Here is a 16,289-nt window from a genome sequence, read left to right on the forward strand (position 1 = left end):
AGGTTAAGGCGATACAGTACCGATTAGAAATGGTATTGGGCGATCACAGAGTAAGTGTCTTGATCTACGCCTTTCACGCCATATTTGTTGGTCCACAGATCGTATTCGATACCGACCAACAGTTTATTGGCTTTGTGCTCACCAAATAGGCTCTTGCCTAGGTCATATTTTAACTGTGGGTTGAAGTGGAAGTTCTCTTCATAGCCGTCATTGTCGCTGGCAAATACCCAATCGATAAAGCCATCGAGGACGATATTGGCTGAACCCACGGGAATATCAATTCTAAAGACTGGGGTAAACTGCCAGCCGTCACTGATATTGCCTGAACTCATTGCATCGCGGCGATAGGTATTGAAGTTCAGATAGGTAAAGTAAGGCACTGCAACATCCACACCTAAGCCATAGAGTAAGCTATGCACAGGGCCTTCACCTTCTTCATAGGTGAGTGCTAATGAAAGATCGGTAATGGGGCCGAAGGCGATCTTCTCACCTAGGATTTTACTGGCGCTAAAGCGTGGTGAAATTTCGCCATAGGTGGTGCTATCCATGCCCGTGTGGTCGCCCTTGAAATAGATAAAATCTTGGAAGGCAAACCAATCACCGTATTTCCATGCGCCAGCGGTTTCGAGTGTCACAGTGGCTTGTTTGTCCGAAGGTGCCAAATCGTAGTCTTCACCATAGAGGGCAGTTGCACTGAAATCCCACCACTGTACTAAGTCATCTGCAAATGCTTGAGGTGAAAGCATTAATGCTAGACATAGGCATGTTTTTTTCATTGTTATTTCCTGTTGTAGGGTTGACGCTAAAGAGTGTATTACTCAATCCTCGCACTGACGTGGCGCAGTCTGATGGGTAAGTTCAAACCGAGCAATGGTTATATTGTCAAAGGGCCAGGTAAAAAGTGCGGGCAATATATGCAAAAATTCACATTTATTCAAAGTTTTTATCGAATGTTGTTGTCAAAATCACATAATAAACCCTTGCCATGTAAGTTATCTAATTCATTGATTTTAAGTTTATTTTTTGTTTTTAATTTTTTAGGCTGAAGGTTATGCCGCTAACTTTTTGAATTGATTGTGCTTAATTTTAGAACAACTGCAGCCTTTAGCTTAAACCGCCATGGTATCCCTGTTGAGGGATTAATTTTAAGATGCGATATAAATTGATGACATATTATGTCGCATGTTAATAATACTGCTGCTATAGTGCAGCAACGGACACTCTCATTTCAGGGGGAAATATGGTGTTTTCAAATCCAATTTTAGTGTGGGCGATCATTGGGCTTATCTTGATGTTTGCCGAACTCGTGGTACCGGGTGGTATAGTCGTGTTGCTGGGAGCGGCTTGTCTCGTCGTTGCTGGTGCATTGGGTATCGGCCTAGTGGAAGGCGTAGTGCAGAGCATGACCCTGTGGTTTATTTCGGCCATTGTTTTGCTGTTAACCTTCAGGCAAGTGACTCAAAAACTCGTAGGTGGCGATTCCCATGTAGATAACACCGATGAAGAGCTCGATATTTACAATCAAATCGCCCGCGTAAAACAAACCATTGGCCCAGGACAGACTACGGGCCGAGTCGAGTTTCAAGGGAGCGAATGGCCCGCACTCGGCGATGGCAGTATTATTGCGGTGGGCACTGAAGTCCGAATTATTTGTCGTGAAAACATTGCCCTCGTGGTTGAGCCTGTTAATCAGGCAACTTCTCAAAACTAAAGGATGAGTCTATGTTTGTGTTTACCTTAGTGATTCTGTTTGTCCTCTTTATTCTCTATAAATTGATGCTGATTGTGCCTATGCGTGAGGTGCACGTTATCGAGCGTTTAGGGAAATTTCGGACTGTATTGCAACCGGGGTTTCATTTCTTAATCCCTTTCTTCGATCGCGTTGCCTATCGACACGATACCCGCGAGCAAGTGCTCGATGTGCCGCCACAGAGTTGTATTTCCAAGGATAATACCCAGCTTGAGGTGGATGGCTTGGTGTACCTTAAAGTGATGGACGGCAAGTTAGCCAGTTACGGTATTGAGAATTACCGCAAGGCCGCAGTCAATCTAGCTCAAACTACTATGCGATCGGAAATTGGTAAATTGACCTTAAGTGAAACCTTCTCCGAGCGTGACAGTTTAAACGAATCCATAGTGCGTGAGATTGATAAAGCCTCTGAACCTTGGGGGATCAAAGTCCTGCGTTATGAAATTCGCAATATTACGCCATCACGCCATGTGATCCATACCCTGGAGAAGCAAATGGAAGCCGAGCGCCGCAAGCGTGCGGAAATCACCTTAGCCAATGCGGAAAAGGCGGCCATGATCAATATGTCCGAAGGCGAGCGTCAAGAGGCGATCAATATTTCAGAGGGGCAAAAACAGAAGCGGATTAACGAAGCCAAAGGCACGGGGCAGGAAATCGCCATCATTGCCAAGGCTAAGTCGGAGGGGATGGCGATGATCTCCCAAGCCTTAGCGGTTAACGGGGGGAATGATGCGATGAATATGCTGCTAAAAGAGCAGTTTATCGCCCAAGTCGGCAAGATCCTCAGCGATGCACAAGTGTCAGTCGTTCCCGCTGAAATGGCCAAACTCGAAGGTTTCTTCGAAGGCATGGAGCAAGTCACCCACACGGTGAGCGGCCAACATTCTGTTAATAAAGGAGCACGTTAATGAATATCCCTCTCGATACCGATTTAGCTGTGATGGCGATTTGGGGACTGATTTTTGCGATTTTTGTGATCAAACTGTTCCAGTCGATCCGTTTAGTGCCAACTAAGTCTGCCTATATTGTTGAGCGTTTAGGTAAGTATCACAGCACCTTAGATGCGGGTTTTCATACCTTGATCCCCTTTGTGGATAAAGTGGCCTATATACATGACTTAAAAGAGGAAACAATTGATGTACCTCCCCAGGAATGTTTTTCTAGCGACGAAGTGAATGTGGAGGTCGACGGTGTTATTTATATCTCGGTGATCGATCCGGTTAAGGCGAGTTACGGCATTACCGACTACCGTTATGCGGCCATTCAATTAGCGCAGACTACGACCCGTTCTGTGATTGGTACCTTAGATTTAGACAGAACCTTTGAGGAGCGTGATGTGATCTCCGCCAAGGTGGTCGAAGTGCTGGATCAGGCGGGAGCTATGTGGGGGATCCGCGTGCATCGCTATGAGATTAAAAATATCACTCCACCCGAAACCGTTAAAAATGCGATGGAAATGCAAGTCAACGCCGAACGTGAGCGCCGCGCATTATTGGCTAAGAGTGAGGGCGATAAGCAGAGTAAGATTAATCGCTCCGAAGGGATAAAGGCTGAAACCGTCAACCGCTCCGAGGGGGAAATGCAGCGCCGGATTAACGAAGCCGAAGGTAAGGCGGAGGAGATCTTAACCCTATCCCGCGCTACTGCCGAATCCATTGAACGCTTGGCCGCTGTGATTGCCGCGCCCGGTGGCCATAATGCCCTGAGGATGCAACTGGGTGAGCAATATATGAAGCAGCTCGATGGATTAAGCCATAAGAGTAGCCGAGTGGTGCTACCCGGTAATATGGTCGATTTTGATTACTGGATGAATAGCATAGGGTTAAAAGAGAAAAGCAGTAAGGAATAACGCTTGCCATAGCTCTGAGTCTAGCTTTCGCTAAAAGGCCAAATACCGAGGTATTTGGCCTTTTACTTAAGCGAATCGAGATTACTTCAGCTAATCGTGATTACTTGGCAATCGCCAAGATCTGGCAGCCATTGATCCCTGCATTTTGCAGCACATGGCGTTTGCGCTCCGCCTCACGTTTGGTTTCGTAAGGTCCTAGGGCCACCTTATACCAAGTGCCTGTGGTGCCTTCGATTTGCCTTACCTGCGCCTCTAAACCTTGAAAGGCGATGACAGCCTTCATCTGATTGGCTTGGGATTCCTGACGGAACGAAGCGCACTGCAATTGATATTGCTGTGGTGTGCGGGTTGCCACAACATCGGGAATATCCACTTCAACGTGCTTGTTTTCAAGCTCGTCCAAATAGGTCCATTCTTCCTTGGGTTGTGGTGGCAGAGCATTGGGATCTTTTTTAGGAGCCACAGCTACCGCGGGTTCATCAACGGGAACGGTAACCGCAACCGCCTGTCGTTCGGTTTCCTTTACCTTAGGCGTTAGTGTGGCCGCGGGTTCCTGTGCCTTAGGGCGAGGCTCAGTTTTTACGGTTGCCGCCTCAGGGGGGGTCTGTTTGGCCGTGTCCTTGATACTCCAAAGAAAATAGCCAAAACAGCCCACAGCGATAAAGGCAAACAGGATTAACGCTAGGGGAAGCTTTTTGTGCGGCGCAGCCTTCTTCTGGGCTGGCCGTGCTCGCGTTGCGCGAATAGGGCGCGGTTTAGCGCCCGATTGCGGTCTTCTGTTGGCGTAGTCGCGATTACTCATGGCTTACATCCGTTCTAGGGTTTCGATACCTAGTAGATTTAGGCCCTTTTGTAGGGTGCGAGCCGTCAGTTGTGACAGCAGCAAGCGGCTATCGCGTTGTGCATCATTATCGGCGGCAAGCACAGGACAAGCCTCGTAGAAGCTGGAGAATGCACCTGCTAATTCATAGAGATAACCACATAATACGTGTGGCTGGCCTTTATCCACCACGCGATTAAGGATTTCACCAAACTGCGCCAGTTTGTTACCTAGGTCCTTCTCTTTTTCATGCTCGAGCACGATAGTCGCTTGGCTTAAATCCACGTCAGTGGCCCGTTTGAAGATACCTGCAACACGGGTGTAGGCGTAGAGTAAGTAAGGCGCGGTATTGCCTTCAAAACTGAGCATTTGTTCGAAGCTGAAAATGTAATCGCTGGTACGATTTTTAGATAAATCGGCGTATTTCACCGCGCTAATACCGACGACACGGGCGATTTCGGCTAAGGTAGCTTCATCCATATCGGGGTTTTTGCTGCGAACGAGATCCAGTGCGCGCACATTGGCTTCTTCTAACAAATCCACCAACTTGACTACACCGCCCGTGCGGGTCTTGAATGGGCGGCCATCTTCACCATTCATAGTGCCGAAGCCTAAGTGCTCCAGTGACATATCCTCGCGAACAAATTTAGCCAATTTAGCCAGGCTAAAAACCTGTTGGAAATGCAGCGCTTGGCGCAGATCCACAAAGTAGAGCACACGGTCAGCCTTCAGTACATTGGAGCGATAACGCATAGCGGCAAGATCGGTCGTGGCATATAAGTAACCCCCATCGGCCTTTTGAATGATCACGGGCAGGGCTTCACCTTCCTTGTTGCGGAAGGCTTCTTGGAACACGACTTTCGCGCCGTTGCTTTCGGTCAATAATCCTTTCGCGTCTAAATCTTTTACGACCTGTTCGAGATCCGCATTGTAGGCACTTTCACCGTGCACATCGGCGCGGGTCAGGCTGACGCCTAAACGCTCATAGACCTGGTGACAGTGGCTTAAGGAAATGTCGTTAAATTCGCGCCACAGTTTGTTGCAATAGGCGTCGCCCGATTGTAGCTCGACCACAAGTTGGCGTGCGCGGGTGGCAAACTCTGCCGATTCGTCGAAGCGTAGTTTGGCTGCGCGGTAAAATGTTTCTAAATCAGAGAGTTCAAGCTGTGCCTGTTCGCCATTCTGGGCGCGCAGTTCTTCCATATAGGCCAGCAGCATACCAAACTGAGTTCCCCAGTCGCCCACATGATTTTGGCGGATAACCCTGTGGCCCAAAAACTCTAGGGTGCGCACTACGCTGTCGCCAATAATGGTCGAACGTAGGTGGCCTACGTGCATCTCCTTGGCAAGGTTGGGTGAAGAGTAATCCACCACAATGGTTTGTGGCGTGGGTAATTTAATCCCTAAATGCTCGTCCTGGATCGCAGCCTGCAATTGGTTAGCAAGTGCGCTGTCATCTATGAAGAAATTGATAAATCCAGGGCCAGCAATTTCGACTTTAGCGACATAGGCAGAAGCGGGCAGGTTGTCGATGATCAGCTGGGCTAATTCGCGGGGATTTTTACCCGCCGCTTTAGTTAGCATCATGGCTAAGTTGGTTGCTAGGTCGCCATGGCTCTTATCCTTGGTTCGATCTACTTGAATGCGCGCTTCAAAATCAGCCGGCAAAATGCCTTGTTGTTTAAAGGATTCGAGTGTTTGTTCAAGTAATGATTGGATATGTGATTTCATGGATTAATTAGCTACTAACTTTAAGAGTGAATACAGGGAATAACCGCATATTTTAGCCGTTTGTGGTGCTTAATTGCTATCTTCCCAAGGACTTTTTATTAAATGGCGCTGAAATATTTATCAAATAACCGAGCTACAACAGATCCTGCGGATCCCGATCTAGACTCCAGCGGCAACGCTTGGCTTCGGGGAGTTGGTCGATAAGGGGATGAATGCGTTCAAATTCCTGTTGCAAGCGATGGCGATTTTTGGCTTGAAACATTAACTGACGGCGGAATTTCCCCGCTTTTTTATCGAGTGGTGCAGGCAGTGGGCCTATGACCTCAAACTCTTTATCCTGGGGCAATAGGGCGGCAAAGGCATTGAGAAAGTTATCGGCATCTAAGGCTGAATGGGCCTCGGCGCGCACTAACACCATATGCCAAGCCGGAGGCAATAATGCCTGTTGCCGCTCTTTGAGTTGGCTGCGGGCAAACTCACCGTAACCTCGATGCAGTAAGTCCCTTAAAATAGGGTTGTCACTTTGGTGGGTCTGCAGTAACACAGTGCCAGGTTTACTGGCGCGCCCAGCTCGCCCAGCGACTTGGGTATAGAGCTGGCCAAAGCGTTCCGGTGCCCTAAAGTCGGCGCTAAAGAGAGCCCCATCCACATCCAATAACCCCACTAAAGTCACGTCCGGAAAATGGTGCCCTTTGGCAAGCATTTGGGTGCCGACGAGGATCTTATATTCCCCCTTATGAATGGCGGTTAAATGTCTTTCAAGGGAGCCTTTGAGCCGAGTGGTGTCCCTATCAATGCGCACGACGGGATATTGGGGAAACTCTTGCTCTAATGCCTGGGCTAACTGTTCAGTGCCTATGCCTTGGCCCATCAGCATAGTGCTGCCGCACTGGTGGCACTGTTTAGGGATCGCATATTGGTTACCGCAGTGGTGGCAGCGGATCTCTCCAAGGGATTGATGTACAGTGAAAAAGGCATCACAACGGTCACATTCATGAAGGTGACCACATTCATGGCAAAGCAGGGCGGGGGCAAAACCGCGGCGGTTTAAAAACAGCAATACCTGATTGCCCGCATCTAAATGGGCGCGGATTTCGTTGATCAGTGGCGCCGACATCCCTGCCTTCAAGGGTAAATTTTTAATATCTATGATCCCTTGGCGGACTTTTTTGGCGGCGCCCGCCCGCTCACCCAGCTGTAAGTGCTGATAGCGACCGCTTAAGGCATTTTGTAGACTTTCGAGTGAGGGCGTGGCCGAGCCTAAAATCACTGGGATCGCTTCTAAATGTCCGCGCATAACGGCTAAGTCGCGGGCGTGGTAGCCGATACCTTCCTGCTGTTTAAAGCTGCTGTCGTGTTCCTCATCGAGAATGATCACCCCAGGAAACGCCATAGGAGTGAAGAGGGCCGAGCGAGTGCCAATGATGATTGCCGCTTGGCCACAGCGGGCTTGTCGCCAGGCTTCGAGGCGTTGGTTATCGGTTAAACCTGAGTGTAATACTGCGACATTGACCTTAAATCGGCGCTTAAAGCGATTAATGGTCTGTGGCGTCAGGCCGATCTCTGGCACTAAAATCAGTGCCTGTTTACCCTGTTTGAGTATTTCTTCGAGCACAGCTAAGTAGACTTCGGTTTTACCCGAACCGGTAATGCCCTCTAGCAGGGTGCAGTGGTATCCTTGCTGCTGATTGAGGATAGTGACGGCTACCGCCTGCTCTTTATTTAGCCTGTGGGGCGTTTCATCCAGTTCTAGCTCAGTGCGCCAATCAAGATTAAGCTCGGCGAGCTTTTCATGACGTTCAATCCAGCCTTTGTCTTCTAAGGCTTTTAAGGCGGTTTTACTGATCTCTAAACTGATGAGATCCTCCTGAGTTAAACTGGCCAACTTGAGTGAATCGAGCAGTTTCTTTTGTGCGGGCGCGCGTTTGATGGTCTCGGGCGCGATATTTTTCCCGACTTCAGTGAGTTGCCAGTAGTGGATGGTCTGCGGCGCGGCATCTACCCCTTTACGTAGGGCGACGGGCAGCGCCTGAGTGAGCATTTGTCCCTGGCTGCAAAAGTAATATCTTGCTGCCCATAGGGTTAATTTATAAAGAGATTCTGGCAGTAAAGGCGTATCGTCAATAAATTCGATAACAGATTTAATTTGCTTGGGTTCTAGGTTGCAGCTATCTGTTATTGCAGTGACTAGACCGATAAGTTGCTGGCGACCAAAGGGGACCTTAACACGCACACCGATTTGGGGAGCTTGTTGGTAGGTCGCAGGAACGCGGTAACTGAAGTTTTGCCGCATAGGCACAGGTAAGGCAACTTCAACAAACAGTGACATATGCTGGGCGAGTCTTAAGTGGGAATGGGGTTTAGTGTACTCAGCACGGCTAGCGAGGGCTAGTCCTAATGACGGTTTATCCATGGATAGTTGAGAGTAAGTAAATGACTAAAATAGCGAGATTATTAGGACTGCTTGCCTTAATGTGCAGTGCCACTGCTGTGGCGCAGGTCTCCCATGTGAGTATCAATAGCCGGATGTTTGAGCTGGGGGCTTATCCTAAGATGCGGCTGAACGTGATCACCGATAATCAGGATATGACGCGTTTAGAGTTTGTGGTGCATCAGTCCACGGGGGAAGAAAAGTTGATGGCGCAGCAGTTGAATCGTTTCCTGATTTTGCTGACTGGGGTTGAGGATGTTACCGATCCTAAGGCACTGCTGTTAGTGCGGGAATATCGCGTCGATCGTTGGTTTGAGGTGAAGAGTCTGCCAGTGTTTGGGGCAGATAAAACCCCTGAGCCCCAAGTGGCAGAGGCGAAACTTGCCACCACTCAAACGGCTAAGCCTGTGGTCGGTAGCACGGCTAAAACTACTCTTGCTAGTGCAGAACCTACAGCAATGGCTCCCATCGCCGCTGCCGCTACAGATACGACCAATACCACCTCAAGCCCTAAGGGGCAAAGTACATTAATGGATGCGCCACTCACTCCCACTCCCCATTCCAATCCCAAACCGAGTCCGTCTACTGCGTTGGCATCGGAGGAATGTGTGCTCAATTATGCCGCCAATGAAACCCTGTGGCGCATTGCTAATCGTTACGCCGCCCAATGGGAAGTGAATGTGTATGGCGCTATGTTGGCGATTTATGATGCGAATCCTAAGGCCTTTGCTAAAAATAAAATTAATGCCTTAAAGAAAAATGCGACGCTTTATTGCCCCTCCAGGGAGATGTTGACGCGCTACGCCGACGCCGGGGAAGCCAAGGCAATATTTGAAGATAAAAGCGGTGGCTAGGGCGTGAATAATCTGTGAAACGCTCAGATAATCTACTTGTATCCGCCGTGGTGATACTGTACCATTCTGCGCCCTAAACATATTGTTATTAACATGCATGTGGTGTCCGACTACGGGTTGGAAGAGCGACATGGCCTTACACTTTTGAGGTAACCCCAATGAAACCAGGTATCCACCCAACATACGCTATCATCACTGCAAACTGTACTTGTGGTAACGTTATCAAAGTAAACTCTACTGCTGGTAAAGATCTGCACTTAGACGTATGTGGTGCTTGTCACCCATTCTACACTGGTACACAAAAAGTTGTTGATACTGGCGGTCGTATCGACAAATTCAACAAGCGCTTCGCAGTGCTTGCAAAGAAATAATTGCGACAGCAATATTTCTAGAAAAGGCGCCCTCGGCGCCTTTTTGCTTTTTGATTCCCAATGGGGCGCACAGCCTCCAGCCTAAAAGCGCTATGGTTCACATCTTTAAAACGGCAAATAGACTTATTTATAGCAATTAACTATAAGATAAGGGCGACTCCCCTCAGATATTGTAATTTCACCAATATTTTTCACATTAATCCGCTGTAAACCGCATTATTTATATAAAATTTATGTTTGTTTCCTACAAATTTAAATGGGCAATCGTGCCTTATCCGCTAAGGTAAGTTTATAAAACTCGGCTTAGGGGTGGCTTTTAGGGACAAAACCGAAATTTCTCAATCTTTTATTTAAAAATTTACCCGATTGGCGTATCTTACCCCGACCTGCCGCACCGTTTAAATCACCCATTGATGAGGTGATATTGAGTACGCAGGCCTTACTCCCATACCTATAAATGTCGCATTTCAGGATTTTAAAATGTCGGATATTCGTCAACAAGCGCTCGATTATCATGAATTCCCCGTTCCAGGCAAAACCGCAGTTTGCCTTACCAAACCTGCTGAAACGAGTCACGATCTCGCCCTTGCTTATAGCCCTGGAGTGGCTGAGCCTGTGCGCGAAATCGCCGCTAATCCTGACAATGCATACCGCTACACCAATAAGGGCAACACAGTCGCAGTGATCACTAATGGTACGGCGATTCTAGGCTTAGGTAATTTAGGCCCCTTGGCATCTAAACCTGTGATGGAAGGTAAGGCATTACTGTTTAAGCATTTTGCCAATATCGATTCGACGGATATTGAAATCACCCACAATACGCCCGAAGAGTTTATTAACACGGTTGCGGCGATTGCCGATACCTTCGGTGGTATTAACCTCGAAGACATCAAAGCCCCGGAATGCTTTGTGATTGAGCGTGAGTTGATTGAGCGTTGCAAGGTGCCCGTATTCCATGACGATCAACACGGCACTGCAATTGTGACCGCCGCGGGTATGATCAACGCGCTGGAAATCCAAGGAAAGCTGATTGGCGATGCTATTTTTGTCTGTATGGGCGCCGGTGCTGCCGCTATCGCCTGTATGACTATGCTTGTGAAATGTGGTGCCAATCGCGCCAACATTTATATGTTAGACACTAAGGGCGTTATTCATTCTGGCCGTACCGATCTTAATGAATATAAAGCACTCTTTGCCAATGATACCGATAAACGTACCCTGCAGGATGTGATTAAAGGCGCGGATGTGTTTTTAGGTCTCTCTGGCCCTAATGTGATTGGCGCCGACGAAGTCGCTATGATGGCCGATAAGCCAGTGATTTTTGCCTGCTCTAACCCAGATCCTGAGATCAAGCCCGCGCTGGCACATGCAACCCGCAGTGATTTAATTATGGGAACTGGCCGCAGCGATTACCCTAACCAAGTCAATAATGTGCTGTGCTTCCCGTTTATTTTCCGCGGTGCCTTAGATGTGCGAGCCTCTTGCATCAATGATGAAATGAAGATCGCCGCCGTACACGCTATTGCCGCATTAGCGAAAGAGCCCGTTCCTGCGAGTGTGCTAAAAGCCTATCCTAATGTCAGTTCATTAAGCTTTGGCCCAGAATATGTGCTGCCAAAACCAATGGATCCACGCCTATTACCTCAGGTTGCCCGCGCCGTAGCGCAGGCGGCTATCGACTCTGGCGTTGCGGCCATTCCAACCCTGCCGCAATACGCCGACTAGGCTAAAACAGGTAAAAACACCAAAAGAGGCTAAATAGCCTCTTTTTGTTTTTTACAGGTATGAAAACCCTTGGTTGCCTTTTAGGTTATGCTACTGAATAATCAAGGGCAGCATTTGTTGAACTCGTGTTAAGAGTGCACCGATAATTATAATAATTCTGCAGGATAGCGGATCGATGAAATTCACTCGAATGTTAACTACAAAATTAACCAGTTTTTGGTTGATGTCTTTGGCTGCTATCGCCTTTGTATTCTTACTCAGCGCCATGATGGGTTTTGTACAGCTGACCTATAAGTTTCAACAGCAAAAAGTGTCTGAACTCGAATCCATGCTCGTTAACCACTACCATACCCAGCCCGATTGGGAGTTAGAGTCTTGGTTGCCGCCGCTGTTATTGGCCTATAATGCCGTTGACTTTCGTTTAACCTTGAACGACGAAGTATTATTTGCCTATAAAGGCAATGTGTTAGCTCAAAATGCCATGGTGTATAACCATCTTCTCGACCCCAGTGGGCTGAGAATGACACTCACCTTGCCGCAACCCTTCGCGCATTATAGTGTGAGTTGGTATGAATTATTGATCCTAGGGATTGGCTTATTAGCCGTAATGGCTTTAGTCCGCTTGGGGTATTCTTGGTTTTCCCAACAGTTGGATGGCATAGAGGAGCTTGCCGAGCGCAGTCGTTTAATTCTGCAGGGCAAACACGAACAGGCGCTCGCCACGCCGGGAAAGGGTAAGCCTAGGCTGATTAATCGCGCGCTGACGAAACTGCTTGAAGAATTGCAGGACGCTCAAAAAGAACGTGGCCGTTTCGATAAGTTTATTCGTTCCAATACCTTCCTCGATGCCGAAACCCGCATAGGGAATCGGCTCTTCTTAAATAATCGCCTCGATGCTTTAAGTCATGATCAAGGCATGGTTGCCCACGGCGTCATTTATCTATTGGAGATGGATGATTTAGATCTGTTGCAGCAGGCTAAGGGTGAACAAGTGGCAAAGGATCTGCTCAGCGCCACAGTCAACGGTATTAATCAGATCCTACAAAGCCAACCAAATAGTATTTTTGCCCGCCGCTCCCACAATCAGTTTGCCATAGTCGTGCCGCAAATCTCGTTAATAGAGGCCGATCAACTCGCCAGTAAGCTGTTGAAGGTTTGCCTAAGCCAACCCCTGCCAGATGTGGAAAATAGCGATAATTTCTTTCACTTAGGGTGTGCCTATTTTACGGCGGGTGACAATGCGGCCCAGTTGATCGACGAGGCGGATATGGCACTGCGTGCCGCACAATTACAGGGGAACAGTAATTGGTTTATGTACGATAAGGGAGCCATAGATGAAGAGTTTGCCAAGGGCTCTGTTCGCTGGCGAAGCTTTTTAGAAAATGCCTTAGTGCAACGGCGTTTTTACCCCTTTAGCCAGCCGATTATCGATTCCGACGGGATTGAACACCATAGGGAAATCTTTACTCGTGCGCGGGATAATCAAGGTGCATTAATCCGTGCCACGCTCTTTATCCCAATGGCAAATAAATGTGGATTAATGCCGCAGATTGAGCGGCAGATGATGGAGCGGGTCTTGGCTCTCTTGAGTAGCGCGCAGCATGCAAACCAAGTTTATAGCGTGAATTTGAGCTTAGACTCCCTAATGAGCCGCGCTTTTACCCAATGGCTTAAAACCACTCTGTTGGAATATCGCCACCTTACACCACAGCTGATTTTTGAAGTCTCTGAAGACATAGTTATCCACCATCAGGAAAAGCTGCAACCTAAGCTCGATATGATACGTAAGATGGGCGCTCGCCTCTGTGTTGACCATGTGGGCCAACAGGTCGTTGGGACTTACTATATTAGAGAATGTCACTTCGATATGATTAAGTTGCACAGATCTATCGTGCGCCATATTCATTTACGTCCAGAAAATCAATTGTTTATACGTAGCTTGATCGGTGGTTTATATCGCACCGAAGTGCAAGTGTGCGCCGAGGGAGTTGAAGTATTTGAAGAGTGGCAAACCCTGCAGATCCTCGGTGTAGGTATGGCCCAAGGCATGTATTTTAGTGACCCTATTGAGGCGCAGTAACGGGAGAGGATTTTGACTAACTCTTGTGATCCTTGTGGAAGAATAGGCCTGATTTGGCGTATTTCTCTATAAAATTCACAGATTAGCGGCTAGACTAGCATGTGCCAAAATTATGACGGTGGATTTGATGAGCTCCCCATTTGCATTACAGCGCCTCATGAACCATCGTTTTTTCAGGTAACTCAGCATTAGCGAACTTGTGACTCTAGCTTTTCAATTCATCAGGTTATAGGCATTTTTATGGATAAAAGACTCATTAGTCGATTAGCCTTTTGGCAGAAGAAAGCGACATCAATAGATCTCGGTGTCTATGTCTGTACTGATAAGCTGTGGGTTTACGCCCCCGCCACCGACGATATGGCGGAGCAATGGCTATCATTTGAACTGCAAAATGAGCAATGGCAAACGGCCTTTGCGGCCCTGGCCCGTACCTTCCCGAATGCTCGGCTGCAAATCGTACTCGTGAGTAGCTGTTACCAATTATTGGTCGCCGATAAACCCAATGTGAATGCCGAAGAACTGCCCCAAGCACTGCTGTGGTCAATCAAAGATATGGTGACTATTCCGGTGCCACAGATCCATTTAGATTATTTTGAGCCTCCGTTACCCAGCAATAAAATCAGTGTCGTAGTGGTGACAAAAGACTATTTAGTCAACCTAGTACAAGCGATTCATGGGCAAGGACTTAGCGTCGCGGGGATCAGTATTGAAGAGTTAGCTATGACTAACTTATTTATCGATGATAACCAAGCGCGCCTCATTGTCAGTCATCATACTGGCCAGGAATTGCTCCTGACCGTGGTTAAGCAGGGGCAACTCTATATGCAGCGCCGGGTCCGCGGCTTTATGCAGTTGGATAAAACCGATGTTGATCAACTCCATTATGGCCTTGCCGATAATCTCAGTTTAGAAATTCAACGTTCGATGGATTATTTTGAGAGCCAGCTCAGGCAAGCGCCAGTGGCCTCTATCGAATTATTGGCCGATGGTGCCGTTGATGCGTTAGCTAAGTTAGTTTCGGCAAACTTTAATCAAGCGGTCAATGTTATCGATAAAAGCACTGTCGGAGCTCGAATGGCGGGATTAGCCTTCTGTGAATTTTCCCGAGGTGCCGAGTAATGAAATCCAGAGTCAATTTATATTCTGCAACATTACTACCGCCTGAGCAGAGGCTCACCTTCGCTACATTAATGGCCTATGCCACAGGGTTGGTTTTGCTCTGCCTGCTTGTGGGCGCCTACAGCTACTGGCAATTGAGTCAATCCGAATTTGCTTTGCAACAAGCCAGCATTCAAAAACAACAGCTCGATCAACAAAAGCTTGAACTCGAAGCGCAAATTGCCGCCCGTAAACCCGATCCCGCCCTAGTGGCACGGGTCGACTTGGAGTCTCAGCAATTAGAGTTAAAACAATTATTAATGAGTGAACTAGCGGTGCGCACATCCCTCACGAGCCGAGGTTTTGGACCTGTGCTTAAGGATCTCGCGCGGGTTTCCGATGCCAGTGTTTGGTTAAGTCGCATCGCCATTAATGAGCAGCACTTTATGTTTGAGGGTTTTGCCGATCATCCACAGAGTATTCCCCTGTGGGTTGGTAAATTAAAAACGACCAGTACATTGAAAGGACAAGCATTTTCTTCTATGACAATGGATCGCGGTGAGGATAAGCCTTTAGCGTTTACGCTAACGAGTGAGACGCCTGTGGAGCCCACTCGATGAAAGCGATATTCAAGAGCTTAGGCCAGAAGTTTGATGTATTGAGTCAGCGTGAGCGGGTATTGATCGCCGTCGCGGTATTTGTATTGTTGGGGATGTTGGGCTTTATGCCATTAGAATCACTGTGGAAAAACCACAGCAGCATAAGCCAGCAGCTCAAGACCCTTGAACAGGAAAATAGCATATCAGTACAACAGCTTGAGCTGTATCAGCAGCGTTTGGCTATGGATCCCAATCAAGATTATCAGCAGCGACTCAATTTGCTACTACAGCAAAATCAAGACATAGATGCGCAGCTCAATGAGCAAATGGTCGACATGGTACCCGCAGATTATATGCCAGAGTTATTGAGCAACTTACTCGGACAGATCCAAGGGATAAAGCTACTGAAATTTACCTCGATCGCCCCTGTGCCGCTTTTGGCCGTAGGGGAAGAGAAAAAGCTGAATTTATACAGCCATGGGATCCGCATGAGTCTCGAAGGGGACTACTTCTCTGTGCTGCGTTTCGTTGAGGCGGTTGAGGCTATGCCGGACAAGCTTTACTGGAAACGACTCGACTACAAGGTCGCCGATTATCCAAAGGGAAGCATAGATATCGAACTCTATACCTTGAGTATTAATAAGGACTTTATCAGTGTTGCTAAATAAGCCTTATATTTTCATTGCATTAGCATGTATTGCTTCTAGCGTTTCGGCTGAGGCTTTGCGCGATCCGACCTTACCGGGTAAAGGATTTTCCAGCGCCGGCCATGGCGGCCAAACCCATCATCAAGCCTTAGTGTTAAATAGCATAGTCAGTTCAGGTAATACGGCCTACGCCGTGATCAATAATAAAATATTGTCCGTCGGTGACAGCATTCAAGGAGTGACTGTTGTACGCATCACGCCTTCGGCTGTAGCACTTTCCGATGGACGAAAATTGGCATTGTTCCAAGCAATAACAGAGAGATAGGGAATACAA

The 16,289-nt window shown here is 47.8% G+C and carries 15 protein-coding genes; 11 read left to right on the forward strand and 4 right to left on the reverse strand.

The genetic code is table 11. The annotated features are described in order from the left end of the window. Positions 1-23: 23 nt before the first annotated feature. Complete coding sequence (locus JFT56_RS02280) at positions 24-776, reverse strand: outer membrane protein OmpK (RefSeq protein ID WP_198782112.1); 753 nt, start codon at positions 774-776, stop codon at positions 24-26. 464 nt (positions 777-1,240) lie between these two features. On the opposite strand from JFT56_RS02280, the gene JFT56_RS02285 reads away from it, so the two are divergent. The 3 genes from JFT56_RS02285 to JFT56_RS02295 are packed head-to-tail and all read left to right on the forward strand — an operon-like array spanning position 1,241 to position 3,599. Further along, positions 1,241-1,711, forward strand: coding sequence for an NfeD family protein (locus tag JFT56_RS02285; RefSeq protein ID WP_198782113.1), 471 nt, complete (start codon positions 1,241-1,243; stop codon positions 1,709-1,711). 11 nt (positions 1,712-1,722) lie between these two features. Further along, positions 1,723-2,658, forward strand: coding sequence for an SPFH domain-containing protein (locus JFT56_RS02290; RefSeq protein WP_198782114.1), 936 nt, complete (start codon positions 1,723-1,725; stop codon positions 2,656-2,658). Next, complete coding sequence (locus tag JFT56_RS02295; RefSeq protein WP_198782115.1) at positions 2,658-3,599, forward strand: SPFH domain-containing protein; 942 nt, start codon at positions 2,658-2,660, stop codon at positions 3,597-3,599. Before JFT56_RS02290 ends, JFT56_RS02295 begins: the two co-directional genes overlap by 1 nt. 100 nt (positions 3,600-3,699) lie before the next feature. On the opposite strand, the gene JFT56_RS02300 is transcribed toward JFT56_RS02295, so the two are convergent. From JFT56_RS02300 to priA, 3 genes are all read right to left on the reverse strand, one after another. Beyond that, positions 3,700-4,401 (reverse strand): SPOR domain-containing protein, encoded by a 702-nt coding sequence (locus tag JFT56_RS02300; protein WP_198782116.1) that lies wholly within the window; start codon positions 4,399-4,401, stop codon positions 3,700-3,702. Positions 4,402-4,404: 3 nt separating this feature from the next. Then, positions 4,405-6,150 carry an arginine--tRNA ligase gene (gene argS / locus JFT56_RS02305; RefSeq protein WP_198782117.1) on the reverse strand — a complete coding sequence of 582 codons (1,746 nt, stop codon included), beginning with the start codon at positions 6,148-6,150 and terminating at the stop codon, positions 4,405-4,407. A gap of 133 nt (positions 6,151-6,283) precedes the next feature. Continuing rightward, positions 6,284-8,479, reverse strand: a complete 2,196-nt coding sequence (gene priA / locus JFT56_RS02310) for a primosomal protein N' (protein WP_198783477.1) — start codon at positions 8,477-8,479, stop codon at positions 6,284-6,286. 104 nt (positions 8,480-8,583) lie between these two features. On the opposite strand from priA, the gene JFT56_RS02315 reads away from it, so the two are divergent. From JFT56_RS02315 to JFT56_RS02350, 8 genes are all read left to right on the forward strand, one after another. Next, complete coding sequence (locus JFT56_RS02315; RefSeq protein WP_198782118.1) at positions 8,584-9,435, forward strand: FimV/HubP family polar landmark protein; 852 nt, start codon at positions 8,584-8,586, stop codon at positions 9,433-9,435. A 158-nt stretch (positions 9,436-9,593) separates the two neighbouring features. After that, positions 9,594-9,806: a 50S ribosomal protein L31 gene (gene rpmE / locus JFT56_RS02320; RefSeq protein ID WP_063883331.1), complete on the forward strand. Its 213-nt coding sequence runs from the start codon at positions 9,594-9,596 to the stop codon at positions 9,804-9,806. Between the two features lie 480 nt (positions 9,807-10,286). Continuing rightward, on the forward strand, positions 10,287-11,531 hold the full coding sequence (locus tag JFT56_RS02325) for a malic enzyme-like NAD(P)-binding protein (protein ID WP_198782119.1): 1,245 nt from the start codon (positions 10,287-10,289) through the stop codon (positions 11,529-11,531). A gap of 175 nt (positions 11,532-11,706) precedes the next feature. Beyond that, complete coding sequence (csrD, locus tag JFT56_RS02330) at positions 11,707-13,611, forward strand: RNase E specificity factor CsrD (protein WP_198782120.1); 1,905 nt, start codon at positions 11,707-11,709, stop codon at positions 13,609-13,611. Between the two features lie 240 nt (positions 13,612-13,851). Continuing rightward, positions 13,852-14,730, forward strand: coding sequence for an MSHA biogenesis protein MshI (locus tag JFT56_RS02335; protein ID WP_198782121.1), 879 nt, complete (start codon positions 13,852-13,854; stop codon positions 14,728-14,730). Next, positions 14,730-15,329: a PilN domain-containing protein gene (locus JFT56_RS02340; RefSeq protein ID WP_198782122.1), complete on the forward strand. Its 600-nt coding sequence runs from the start codon at positions 14,730-14,732 to the stop codon at positions 15,327-15,329. Before JFT56_RS02335 ends, JFT56_RS02340 begins: the two co-directional genes overlap by 1 nt. Next, entirely contained in the window at positions 15,326-15,976 is a 651-nt protein-coding gene (locus tag JFT56_RS02345) for an MSHA biogenesis protein MshJ (protein ID WP_198782123.1), read from the forward strand. The genes JFT56_RS02340 and JFT56_RS02345 overlap by 4 nt, the downstream gene beginning before the upstream one ends. Beyond that, on the forward strand, positions 15,963-16,280 hold the full coding sequence (locus JFT56_RS02350; protein ID WP_198782124.1) for an MSHA biogenesis protein MshK: 318 nt from the start codon (positions 15,963-15,965) through the stop codon (positions 16,278-16,280). The genes JFT56_RS02345 and JFT56_RS02350 overlap by 14 nt, the downstream gene beginning before the upstream one ends. Positions 16,281-16,289 lie beyond the last annotated feature (9 nt).

Source organism: Shewanella putrefaciens, assembly GCF_016406305.1.
GTDB classification, from domain to species: domain Bacteria; phylum Pseudomonadota; class Gammaproteobacteria; order Enterobacterales; family Shewanellaceae; genus Shewanella; species Shewanella putrefaciens_C.